This window comes from Streptomyces sp., assembly GCF_031178505.1.
GTDB classification, from domain to species: Bacteria; Actinomycetota; Actinomycetes; order Streptomycetales; family Streptomycetaceae; genus Streptomyces; species Streptomyces gulbargensis.
In genome coordinates this window covers 1-12,200 of sequence record NZ_JAPSIW010000129.1, presented here as the reverse complement: position 1 = coordinate 12,200, position 12,200 = coordinate 1, and the positions used below count along the sequence as shown (strand labels likewise).

General features: G+C 66.6%; 7 protein-coding genes. 2 read left to right on the top strand and 5 right to left on the bottom strand.

Annotated elements, in window-relative coordinates:
• Positions 1-741: 741 nt before the first annotated feature.
• Complete coding sequence (locus tag RIF68_RS12070) at positions 742-5,004, bottom strand: WD40 repeat domain-containing protein (RefSeq protein WP_309051197.1); 4,263 nt, start codon at positions 5,002-5,004, stop codon at positions 742-744.
• Positions 5,005-5,014: 10 nt separating this feature from the next.
• A complete protein-coding gene (locus tag RIF68_RS12065; RefSeq protein ID WP_309051196.1) occupies positions 5,015-6,961 on the bottom strand; it encodes an ATP-binding protein in 1,947 nt (648 codons plus the stop codon).
• A gap of 335 nt (positions 6,962-7,296) precedes the next feature.
• Between RIF68_RS12065 and RIF68_RS12060 the strand changes: the two genes are divergently transcribed.
• Both RIF68_RS12060 and RIF68_RS12055 read left to right on the top strand, forming a co-directional pair.
• Positions 7,297-8,136 (top strand): helix-turn-helix transcriptional regulator, encoded by an 840-nt coding sequence (locus tag RIF68_RS12060; RefSeq protein ID WP_309051195.1) that lies wholly within the window; start codon positions 7,297-7,299, stop codon positions 8,134-8,136.
• Positions 8,133-8,345: a DUF397 domain-containing protein gene (locus tag RIF68_RS12055; protein ID WP_309051194.1), complete on the top strand. Its 213-nt coding sequence runs from the start codon at positions 8,133-8,135 to the stop codon at positions 8,343-8,345. Before RIF68_RS12060 ends, RIF68_RS12055 begins: the two co-directional genes overlap by 4 nt.
• A gap of 688 nt (positions 8,346-9,033) precedes the next feature.
• Here RIF68_RS12055 and RIF68_RS12050 read toward each other — a convergent pair.
• From RIF68_RS12050 to RIF68_RS12040, 3 genes are all read right to left on the bottom strand, one after another.
• Complete coding sequence (locus tag RIF68_RS12050) at positions 9,034-9,597, bottom strand: transposase (protein WP_309051193.1); 564 nt, start codon at positions 9,595-9,597, stop codon at positions 9,034-9,036.
• Positions 9,543-10,019, bottom strand: coding sequence for a winged helix-turn-helix domain-containing protein (locus RIF68_RS12045; protein ID WP_309051192.1), 477 nt, complete (start codon positions 10,017-10,019; stop codon positions 9,543-9,545). Before RIF68_RS12045 ends, RIF68_RS12050 begins: the two co-directional genes overlap by 55 nt.
• A gap of 216 nt (positions 10,020-10,235) precedes the next feature.
• The coding region (locus RIF68_RS12040; RefSeq protein WP_375165690.1) for an Eco57I restriction-modification methylase domain-containing protein at positions 10,236-12,200 on the bottom strand (1,965 nt) is incomplete at its 5' end.

Below are 12,200 nucleotides of genomic sequence, written 5' to 3'. Positions count from 1 at the left end.
ATAGATGACCAACGAGGCCCCTGAGCAGCGTGGTTGAGACGTCAGACATCTCGATCAACTGCCCAGGGGCCTCGCTCGTTGCGCTTGGCGGGCGTCACCTGATCGGGGCCCAGCTCGAAGAAGCTCACTGCACCTGTGACGATCCGCCGCTGCCGGACAGCCGGTACACGCGGCAATGCACGTACCACCTGGTGAACTCGCAAGGTCTACCGTGTGGCATGCAGATTCGGTTCCGATCGGGCCCCGCCGTGTACACCGACGATTCGACACGCGACGAACTCGTGAGGGTGGGTGCCGAGAGCGGTTGGCTGGACTGGGTCCTCCCAGAAGACGGAAACGCTTCCGATGAGGGGACGGGTCGATGAATTGGGACAGCATCACCTTGACCGTCTTCGCAGGATTCGGCGTCGCTCTCCTCGTCCTGGCTCAGCTCCGCGAACTACTGGGAAAGATCACTGAAGTCGTCCAGGCCTGGCATGAGTTGCAGAGCAGGGTGCGGGAAGGGGACGAGCAGGGGACACCATGCGCGCGGAGGGATCCCGATCGTCAGTGACATCCCTTTCCGAGACCCGTACGTCTGCGTGCAAGTGTGCGTGCCGTTGAGGGAGTCGGTGCGCATTCGGCGTGCCGACCGCGCCCGATCTTCCCTGAAGCTGGATCGGCGCCAGGCGGGTGGTCTCGAGACGGCCGGCGGCGATATTGCCACCCGCCGGGCCAGGCACATCGGGCCAGAAGCTCGATTCAGGACTCGCCCATGAGGTTGGATGGCGCTTCGAGGCTCACCTGCACCGGGCCTTCCTCTGTAGCAAGGACCAGATCACCGTCGACGACGGCCAGGTCGTGCACAGGAAGGCCCAGGGGAATCCTCAGCGCCTCCGCTCCCGTCTCGCAGTTCCAGAGGCGGACGGTTCCGTCGTCGCCGCCCGTGACAAGCATGGCTTCGCGGCCCGGGAGCCGGTACGACTCCACGGTGGTGAGGCCGGGGTGGGCGATCGGCTCCCCCACGGCATGGCCCGTCATCAGGTTCCACCGTCGTACAACCCCGTCCGCCCCCGCCGTGGCGAGGATGGGCTGACCGCCGAGTCCGACGAACGCGGACAAAGCCCGTATACCACCGGCATGATCCGTCATCACCTCACCGGTCCTCGCACCGGTATCCGGATCCCACAACCGCACCACGCCGTCCTCACCCCCGGTGGCCAGGAAAGGCCTTCCGCCGAACCCGACGAACGCCGACAGCGCCCGTATACCGCCGACGTGATCCGTCACCACTTCACCGGTCTCCTCACCGGTCTCCGGATCCCACAACCGCACCACGCCGTCCTCACCCCCGGTGGCGAAGACGAGTTTCTCCTCCTCGTCCTGGACCACTCGGATCGCGGTCATCGTGAGGACGTCACCGTCGTGTTCGATCTGGAATCTGTCGACCTGCTCACCCTCGGCCGGGTCGAACACGCGCAGCATCGCGGTAGCGTCCACGGCGGCGAGCAGGGTTTGTTCCTCCTCGCCGCTGAAGGACGTCAGTGTCCGCGTGGTCGTCACGGCGTCGTCGACGAGCACACCTGCCGACCGGCTGTCGTACGGCGCCCAGATCCGTAGGGTGCAGTCGTCGCCGCCGGTGGCCAGCAGTGCGTGTGCGCCGGAAAGGGGCGGCACCGGCGACACGGCCCTCACCCAGTTCTCGTGACCCCTCAGAGGCGCTGTCTCTCGCTCGCCGCCGACCGGATCCCACAGTCGCAGGTTGTTGTCGCCACCGACCGTGACGAGCAGGGTCCGTGTACCGGCCTCGGTCTCCTCGACGAGGGCTCCCACCGCGAGGACCGGCCCCTCGTGGCCGGTGAGAGGCGCCATAGTCTGGCTGCAGGTGTCCGGGTTCCAGATCCGTACTGTCCCGTCCTCACCGCCCGACGCCAGCAGCGTCTGCCCTTCCCGCCCCTCGAACGCCACGACAGAGAAGACTGCTCCGTCGTGACCGGTCAGGGGATCGGTTGTTTCCTCCCCGGTCGTCGGGTCCCAGATTCGAATCGTCCCGTCGTTGCCGGCGGTGGCCAGGAGCCGTTGCCTTCCGTCGCCGTCTGTACCGCCGAACACCGCCACCGAGTAGACGTCGCCGTCGTGGCCGATGACCACGAGTTCCTCGGTCTCCCGGTCGGTGTACGGGTCCCACCCGGTCACGTACTCTTCCCGGCCGCCCCCAACCGCCAGTTCCTTGCCGGTCAGCGGTTCCCAGACGCGTACGGTCCCGTCTCCGCCGCCTGTGGCCAACAGTGTTCGCTCCTCGTCGTCCTCGAACGCCGCCACCGAGTGGACCCAGTCGTCGTGACCGGTCAGCGGCTCTCCTACGGTCTCTCCCCTGACGGGGTCCCATATGCGGACCTTGCCGTCCGCGCCCCCGGTCGCCAGCAGCGTCCGCCCACCCGGTCCCGCGAACTCCGTGATCGACTGGACGGCGCCCTCGTGCAGCGCCACCGGGTCGCCCACGGCTTCGCCTCTCGCCGGGTCCCAGATGAGAACCGTCCCGTCGTCGCTGCCCGAAGCCAACAGCACCCGTGAGGAGTCCGTGAACGCCACGACGGCCTGCACCGAGCCCGTGTGACCGGTGAGACGCAAATGGGGTGCGTGGCGCTTCAGTTGCCCCCAGGCCACGGACCAGGCCGCGTCAGGGTCGGCAGACCTTCTGCCGAAACGCGGAACGATGGTCTCCGGCGTGCAACGAAGGGTCGCCAGCTCACGCAGTCCCCGCCGGTCCCGGGGATCCGCGGTGATGAGCTGCTCCCAGGCGAACAGGACTCCCGCCACCGCCGGAGGCAGCTCGAACCGCCCGAGGGCTCTGAGCATGACGCTGGCCACGATCGCCGACGGGCTGAGCCGGTCGAGGAGTTGGGGGCGGTCCGCCAGGAGCTGCCATCCGTCCGGCCCGGCGAGGCCGGCGTGGGTGGGCAGGTGGTGCACGACGTAGGCGTTGGGCCGTTGGTCCGGCTCCGGGCCGCTCCAAGGGCTCGCCAGGTACTCGGTGATACGGCGGTGCCGTTCGTCGTGGGTGGAGAGCGGAAGTGTCCGGGTGAAGTATTCGGCGAACGTCCGGTGCGCCAGGCGGTACACGCTCTGGCCGGATTCCGTGTCCAGCATGAGGTACGGCGCGGCCATGCGCAGCAGCTCCGTGATGTCGTCATCGGTGACGGCGACGTCAGGGTTGTCGGCGAGGGCCGTCGCGATGCCCGCCCACACTCCGTCGGCGATGGGCAGGCCGCGCCCTTGCGCCAGGGCGAGCGCTTCGAGCAGGAGGCGGTTGCAGGGGGCCTGTGCGGTCAGTCGCTCGACGGCTCGGGCGAAGAGCTGCCGGTGGTCGCAGGCGAGGAGGGGGGTCGGGTCGGCGGCCAGCTCAGGGTTGCTGATGACCTCGCGCACGGCGAGGCGACCGTAGAGGAACTCCCGGTCGACGCTGCTGAGAGCTTCCGCGGTGCTGTCGATCTGCGAGGGGTCGACGCCCAGCCGGGCCTTTGCCGCGTACAGTCGTTTGCGGATGTACTCGCGCATGGCCACAGGGTCGCGGGTTACGTGCAGCGTCTCCCGGTTGCCTTTCCGGTCCACTCCCAGTGCGTCCATGAGGTCGGCGTCCTCGGGTAGCGGCAGGTCGGGACCTTCGCTGGTGGACTGGCGTGTGCCGACGATGACGCGGACTCCGGGCAGGTCGGCCAGGGGGCTGAGTATCCGTTCCGCGATCAGCAGAGGCAGGTGTGCCTCGTCGAGCGCGTCCACCAGTAGCGTGAAGCGAACCTCGGCGTCGTCCCTGGGGACCTCTCCGCCCATGCTCCTGCCGACCGTGCGAAAGCTCTGAACCAGCCAGGCGCACTGTTCGCCGATCGCCGTGTCGGGGGGAGTGCTGAGCCCGGCTGATTCGGCGATCCGCTGCACCAGGGTGCGGGGCGTCGCCCCCGTCAGATGAAGCACCGAGTCGAAGACGTCGTACGGAGGGAGGCTACCCAGAGGCAGCGGCGCGAGATTCTGATGAGCCATAAGGATGTCGGCGAGCTCGCGCCGGGAGTGCACCACGACATGGCCCAGCAGTGCCGACTTGCCCGACCCCGCCGCCCCTGTGACGACGAGCATGCCCTCGTCCGCGCCGTCGAGCCACGAGAGGATCCGGCGGCGCTCATCCTCCCGCCCTTCGAAGTACCAACTCTGTTCGCCGAGTTCGGCACCACTCGCCTTGGGGACGAAGTGGCGACGCTCGTCGTCCGTGAGGTTGGCAAGGACCTTCTCGATGTCGGTCACGGTGTCGAGGGAGGCCTGCATGCGGCCCGCCAGGGTGGGCACGGCGCGGTGCAGGGCGGCACCACCGTCGTCCAGACGCAACTGGATGGAACAGCCGCTCAGGTTCCGCTGGAGCTCCCTGGAGAGGTCGTAGAAGTCGATCGTGTCCTCGGTGCGGAAGGTACCGGTCAGGGCGGTGGTCAGCACCCTGCGGAAGGCGCCGAGGGCGGTGCTGCCCTCGGCGGCTGTCGCGACGAGCAGGAAGTTGCGCGCTTCCCTGTCCCGCAGGGCCTCGGAGTACATCCGGTCCACGAAGTCACTGGAGGAGCACGCGTCGATGATCACGATGGCCCAGCCGGCGCCGACCTGACACTGCCGTGCCTTGAGGTACTGCAGCAGTTCCTCGGGCCCGATGCCGTTCCGCATCAGCTCCGCGGGGCTGAGGGCGTGGGCGAGCAGCGTCGTGGCGCCCCCGTTGCTCCACCCATGGCCGACCCAGTACAGGAAGGTGTCACCGGTGACGTCGGAAGCCGACCACTCCTCAAGCCGCCGGCTGACAGCGTCGGCGCCTCGCTCTTCCGCCGGGACCGTCCAGGCGTCGCGGCGAGCGCCGAACGGCTCCAGCAGCGCGGCGATGGCCGCCACCTCCGGCTCCGTCTCCAGATGGTCGTGGTGAAGGTATACACCGATGTCGACGGGAAAGAACTGCAGAGGCCCCGGGGCATTCCCACTGTCCGAAACGGTCATCATCGGCCGCGTTTCAGTCGTCCTCGGGATCGATTGCCAGGACGAGTTGGGTGACGGGTGCGTTGCCTCCGGATTTGGCCTTGATCCGGTACAGACCGGGTGCGGGCAGGGTGACGTGGGCGCCGAGCTCACCGTCGATGGGGCGGAGGTCCGCCCTGGCGATCTGCCGGTCGGTTGCGGCGTCGTGAACGGTGCACCGGGGCCTGGCGTTCACGGGCCGCCCCGAGTCCGGCGGGGAAAGCACCCGCAGCAGCCAAGGCCTGCCTGCCACGGCGTAATCAGGGACGTCCAGGCCGATGTGGCCGTCTCCCAGCGCGGGGCCGCGATCGTGGTCGTACTCGGTGAGCACGGCTCGCACGTACTCGATGGCGACGCTGTCCTTGGCCAGTCCGCCATGCTGCAACGGCAGCCATTGGGGCTCGTTCGAGGCGAGGTGGGCCGCGTCCCGGTAGACGGTTCCGTCTCCTGCCCGGTCACGGCGGACGGGGACACGGTCACCGTCGCGGGCCAGTTCACCGTTTCCGTTCCCCTCGAACGCGACGTACTGCTTGTGCACCACCCCGCCGTCGAGACGCAGACTCTGAGCCGTCGGCTGCGCGACACCGACGACCGCGCGGTGTCCGGGGAGCACGGGCCCCTGTTCACGCATGCGTTGCTGGAACACCTGGGCATCACGGGCGAGTTCCGCGTCGCCGCCCAGGGCCGCCACGTCGGCCGGAGTCAGACGGTGTACGTCCGTACCCGCGTCGATGCAGCGGTAGTCCGGCAGCAGGTCGTGTACGCCGGGCAGTGTCGCCGACAGGGCCTGCATCCGGCGCCGCAGCCGGGCGGGCAGCCGGCCGGAGCGGTCGCCGTTGAGGATGACGGCCGCCTTGACCGAGCCGAGAAACGGAGTGCCGAGGGTGACCACGGCCCTGGTCTCGGGGGCCAGGTCACTGCCTTGGAAAGCGGCGTGCGCGAAGGCCGCCCGGGTGACCAGGCCGCCCATGGAATGGGCGACGAACACCAGGCGGGCCTCGCGCCCGTCCGGATGCCGACGGCGTGCCCGATCGTGCTCGTCGCTGGCGCGCCACTGAGCCAGGTGACGGTGAGCGGCTTCCGCCAGCAGTTCCCCACTGACGGCGACGGGCAGCCGCCAGTCGTACGGGAACTCGAGTATGGCCTTCGGGTCCTCGACTGTCCGCTCGACGGCGGCGAGCAGGGCGCTGTAGGGCTCGAAGCCCTTCACGAACGGCGCCCAGGCGGGGAAGCGCAGCAGCTCGGTGGCTTCCACCCGGCCGCACTTACCGGCTCGCTCGTCCTCGTCCAGGCGCAACGGGCGTATCCCGTCGTCCCGCAGCCAGGCGCCCCAAGACCGAGGATCACGCAGGCCCCACAACGAGCGCCCCGTGGTGGTGTCGCGCAGCGCGCTGCCCATGATCCCCGGCACCACGACCACGGCGTCATGCGTGACATCAGGTGACACGCCGGTGCGCCCGTTCCCCCCATACGTCATGCGGGAACGATATCCGGCGCGTGCCGCGCGGAGGGCGAGAACGCCGAGGACCACCCGCCGCCAAGGGGAAGCGGGGGCGCGTGGCCAAGTCTGGTGTCGGGTCCGGCCGTTGCTCCTCCCGTTCCCGTTCTCGTTGACGGAGCAGTTCACGGCGATGTCGTCAGCCATGACGGGGCGGTCCCGGTCGACCTCGGCCCACAGCGTCTTGGTGCGGGGGTCCCGCGGTCCTGTGCCCCAGCGGTCGGCGAGGGCTTCCACGAGGAGCAGGCCGCGCCCCGACTCCGCGGCCGATTCCGCCGGTTCGGGCAGCCTCCCGGTTGTCGGCGGGAGCATGTCCGGCCGGGTGTCGGTGACCTCGATGCGTACCGACTCCGGCGTCAGCGTCAGGCGCAGGGCGAAGTCCCGCCCGGGAGTGCGGCCGTGTGTGACGGCGTTGGCGGCGAACTCCGCGACTACGGCCGCCACGGTGGATGCCGTACGACCGTCGCGGGGGATCCCCCAATCCACGAGCTGTTGCACGGCGAGCAGCCGGGCGAGCCGGCCCCCTCGCCGGGTCGAGCTGAGCTGCACGCGGAACGACAGGGCCGGTGGCTGAGGTCGGGGTGTGCACGCTGAGGCACGAGTCTCTGACTTCACACCGTAACCGTCCCGTCACGCACATACCCTGGCCAGGGCGGACGGTCGTACCCGGCGGCGTTGTACGAGTCGGGTACGGATTGGTACGGGTCACGGTCCGTGACGGGTGGCGGGGAGCCACGTTGGTCCGCGAAGGCACGGCGAAACGTGGGGATGTGACGCACATGGCGAACAACAGCCGCACAAGGCGACGCGAACGGGACGACGACCACCCGGCGATCTGGGTCGGGTACGGCAAGTTGGTCAAGCTCTTCCGCACCAAGAACGGGTTCACCCAACAGGAACTGGCAGACGCCGTCGGCTACTCCTGCGAGCAGGTGGCCTCCATTGAGCAGGAGCGTCGGCCGGCGAAGACCGCGTTCACCGAGGCCGCCGAGCGGGTCCTCGGAGCGGGCGAGGTGCTCGCGGAACTCCAGGAGGACGTCGACAGGGCCAAACTGCCTAAGTTCTTCCAGGACTTCGCGTCGATCGAAGCGGAGGCGGTGAGTCGGTTCACTTACGATCCGTTGGTGGTGCCAGGGCTGCTGCAAACGCCGGAGTATGCGCGGGCCTTGCTCTGCTGCCACTGTCCGCCCATGGACGACGAGATCATTGACCAGCGCTTGGAAGCGCGACTTGAGCGGCAGAAGCGGCTGACCCGCTCGCCCGCAATCGAGATCTCGTTCGTCATCGGCGAAGGGGTGCTGCGTTGCCCCGTGGGCGGCGCCGATGTCCTGCGAACGCAGCTCCAACGTCTTTTGGACCGCAGCGAAATGCGCAACGTCGAGATCCAGGTCCTGCCCATCTCACACGGCGCCCATGCGGGTCTCCACGGACCGATGGTCTTGTTGGAGACCACGTCGCACCAGCAGGTGGCCTACTTCGAGTCACATGGCGAGGGCGTCGTGATCACTGACCCGAACAAGGTGAGCCAATTCGGACTGAGGTATGGCAAGCTGCGGACGCAGGCTCTCAACGGTATGGAGTCGGCGCGTTTCATCGAGCGCTTGCTAGGAGCGGAATGAACATGGAGCGGGGCACGGACACCGACCAGTTGATGTGGCGGAAGAGCAGCCATAGCGGCCCGGAGGGTGGTGACTGCATCGAGGTCGCCGAAACAGTCTGCGCGATCGTCGTACGGGACTCGAAGAACAAGCGGGGGCCGAAAGTCGATCTCACTCGGGAAGCCTGGGCAGCCTTCCTTTCCTCCGCCGGGGACTGTCCGGTCCGTTGACTGCATTGCGCCCTCGGAACAAGGCGGGGCGGTAGGGGACGCGGCGGGGTCGCGTACGCCGCGTGGACCCGCTCCTGTTCCCTGCGCCAAACCATCAGTAGCACGTGGTCCGTGTGTGGTACAGCGAGGCCGAGATCCTTGAGGATCTTGCGGAAGAACAAGGTGGGGCCGCCCTCGGGTGCGGTCGCAAGGACCGAGAGCAGGTGAACGTCTGGGCTCACCTTGCGGTCTATGGTTGTCAGCATGCGGCGAAGTGTGTCGTCCGGGACGGTGCGCCCGCCTTCCAGGTCGAGCAGCGGAATGGTCTCTTCGAGGCACGCGATACGGACCAGTTGAGCTCTGAGTCGTTCCGTTTTGCTGATCGAAGCCTTGGAAGATCACGAGGACCCTACCGGAGTGGGCGTAACGGGTACCTCGGTGACCGACGGGGCAGTGGGTGCTGCCTCCTTCGGCAGGTTGCGCGCCTTACGCCAGAGGTCCAGCTCGTGCGCGTCCATCGGCAGGATGACAGAGTGGTCAGAGGTCGCGTGACCGACGACGGCGATCTGGACAAGGCGGTGGTCGAAGACGACGCCAGATGGGGACATAGCGCCTCGCGGTGCGTATGGACGGAAGGGTGAGCGCGGGCGCATTGCGGCGGAGGGTACTCCATACTCTGCTCACTACTGACCTTGAATGCGTGATGTCGTCATGGTGGCTCGCGCTGGAGGCCTGTGCCGGTGAGGACGTCGGGGCGGTACTGGAGTTGGCATAGTCCCCGACGGACAGCGGTGATCAGGTCGTCGGGATCGGCGAAGGCCCGACTGGCCACGACGGTGCGCCGTAGTACGGACCAGATGCCTTCGACGAGGTTGAGATCGGGTGCGTAGGGCGGCAGTTGAAAGGCCGTGAGCCAGTCACGGTCAGCGATGCAACGACACATCCCTGCCGTGAGGTGGGTGATGAGATTGTCCCAGACCAGCACGATGGGGCCGCCGAGCTGGTCGTGAGCGGTCTGGATCAGGTCGCGGTAGTCCTTCCACGAGAAGTTCTTGCGCCCGTCGGGACGCGCGTCGGGACAGGGCCGGTAGATCAGCCGGGGCGTTCGCCGGGCTTGTAGCAGACCAGCGCGGCGACGGGAAGCGGCGCGGGATCGGCCCCGGACACGGACGACGGGGGTGTGTTCGCGGCGGGACCAGGTGCGGGTGGTCGGCGGCGTCATAGAGAATCCGGCTTCGTCCTCGAAGACGAGCCAGGCGCCGAGCGCCGCCACGATCCTTCCACCTGCGGCCAGGTCTCCTTCGCCCAGCCGGCCACCGCCGCATCGTCTCGCTCGACGGCACGGCGAGCGGGAACCTGGCAGGTCCAGCCATGCCGTCTGAGAAGCGCGGCGACACCCTGGACGGTGTAGCTCTTGTGGAACCGGCGCCCGATCAGGGTCTTGATCCGCGACAGAGTCCAGGCCTGGTCCGGCCAGCCGTGCGCAACCGGGCCATTGCGCAGTTCCCGCTCGAGCACGGCGAAGAGTTCGTCGCTGAGCAGCGGCAGCGATGCCGACCCCTTTGAGGCCAGGGCTCTCGGCCCACCCTGTGACCAGGTCTTGCGCCAGCGCTGGACCGATCGGACGCTGACGCGCAAGTCATGCGCGATGTGCGCGTTCTCGTCGCCCTGTTGGGAACGGTCGGCCGCCTCCATCCGCAAATTTCCCGCGAAAGGCGCGCCGCACGTCGGTCAGCCCACCCCCTTGCGCGTACCTCATGTACCCGGCATACCGCAGGGATCATGGGCCGTCAGCCCCACCGAAACCACGCCTGAAGTCAGTAATGCGCTCCAGCCAGTCGATATGCAGCACCAAGGTTTTGAGAGCACATCCGTCAATCAGCCTGAGCATAGAGGTGACCGTCGCCTGTCTCAGAAGATGGTGTCTTCCGGTTGGAAGACACCGCCATCGTCGAAGTCAACGTTCACGGACCACTTCTGTTCAGCCCTCTTGCGGCGGGCGTCCTCGGAGGGCGGGGGCATGTCAGGGTACTTCTTCGGCTTCTTGTGCAAGCCGAGATAGACCTCGTCGGCGTACACCTGGTGGTTCAGCTGGCGCAGCCGGTCAATGATCTCCGTGCGGGCGAGCAAGCCAATGGTATAGCGGGTGCCCTGATCGGTCTCGTGGAAGCCGTGGTCCAGCAGGACCATCTCGTGCGTCGCATCAGCGGGCGAAGTTTGACCGGCCTCGTCCAGCAGGTCGTGCCAGCCGTATGCATCGACTACGGCCTTGTCGATCTCCTCATGGATGCAGCGGAGTTCGACAATGTCATCGTCCTGACAGGCGGGGTCATGGGCGAGGTTGTAAACAGCGGTAAGTCCGATACCACGACGCTGCATCAACTCACCGCGGAATGCGTCTAGACGCTTACCTGAAGCGCGGAGACGCTCGGTGAGCGGAGGGCGAACGAGGGTTTCAAAAACATCTGTGGGGGTATATCGGAGATCACCCTTCATGGTTGAGGCGCGGTCGATAGCCCACCAATAATGTGGAGCACTACTCAGGAAAGCAAGCAAGGCATAGTCGTCAGAAGCGAATACACCAAGTAGATGCGTGAAAACCTGCTTGGTCGAGACCATGGCCGGCATGACCGATTTACTCACCAATGCCAGCACAATACATCGATCCAGACCATTCAAAGCTTGGATCATGTCGCTTCGCGGGCGCCAGTACTGCCACCACCGATCCATAAGACCAGCGTACGATTTTGGATCCTTGCTCTCGCACTCCGGCTTCACCTCTGCCAGCAGCTTCGCGTAAGCGTTACGGTATTCCTTTGCCCGCCCCTCCGGCCACTCATGGAAGTTAATCACCCAGCGGCTCGCCGAAAGGTCTGGACTGCCGTTCAGATCTTGACCGTTCAGCAGAGGGAAAAGGACCTCCCGATATTTCTCCTCTTCCTCGATCCATTCCCGAGCCACCTGCTCTGAGATGCTGAACCCATCAACAACCAGAACCAGAGACCCTTGGAACACCTTCTTCGCATTTCGGTCGAGACGATCCACCCAGGATTTTTCACGCGTGGCTGGATTGAGCGACGTCGAAATACCGTTGGATACGACCAAACCCCCTAGCACGCATTTAGCAGCACTACCCAGTGCCCGCTTGCTGGTCCATACGGCACAGTATTCTAGAACCGCCGAACTAGACGGCCACGGGGAACTCTTAATGGCGCGCCGGATGCTAACACCGTCGGAAACAATCTGATCCAGTCCAACCTCCCGCGAGTCGCCCTGCGCCAGGGTGTTGGTCGCGATCACACCCGCCTGACCCCTCTTGTTCAGCAGTTGATGGACACGTAGTTCAAAATATGCGACCAGGTCGGCACTTCCCCGCTTTCCTTTCGCAAGGTGGTCAACCATGTACTCTCGATATGCGTCTCCGAGCGCCCCGGTAAGCTTCTTACCGCCCAAAAAGGGCGGATTCCCTACAACCGCATCGAACCCCCCCTGCTCCACAAACACCTCCGGAAACTCCAGGGGCCAGTGCAAAGGCACACGTCCTAGGCTCCCGTCCGGCAGCTCACTCGTCAGCCACTCACGCGCTTGTTCCCGGGCCTCCGCAGTCACCACCGAGTCTTTGGTTCTTGCCTCCCCCACGACCTGCCGCGCCCAGCGCGCAGCCGACGGGAACAAATCGCGGACCCTCTCGCCGCTCTGTGGGTCGTACCAAGGAACCCGACCCGAAGCGCAGGTAGCGAGAGCCGCCCCCGCGATCAGGTCCCCCACCAACCTCAGCCGGGCAGTCTTCTCCCGTCCCGCCCGCAAGTGTTCGCGTTTCTGCCCTAGGGCCTCGACGCCGTCCCCCTCTATCTCCGTAATGGCGTGCCGCTCGGC

What these genes read in the sequence shown, in the direction of transcription:
- RIF68_RS12070 (WP_309051197.1), bottom strand. Translation starts at nt 5,004, where the DNA reads ATGATGACCGTTTCGGACAGTGGGAATGCCCCGGGGCCTCTGCAGTTC.
- RIF68_RS12060 (WP_309051195.1), top strand. Translation starts at nt 7,297, where the DNA reads ATGGCGAACAACAGCCGCACAAGGCGACGCGAACGGGACGACGACCAC.
- RIF68_RS12045 (WP_309051192.1), bottom strand. Translation starts at nt 10,019, where the DNA reads ATGGAGGCGGCCGACCGTTCCCAACAGGGCGACGAGAACGCGCACATC.
- RIF68_RS12055 (WP_309051194.1), top strand. Translation starts at nt 8,133, where the DNA reads ATGAACATGGAGCGGGGCACGGACACCGACCAGTTGATGTGGCGGAAG.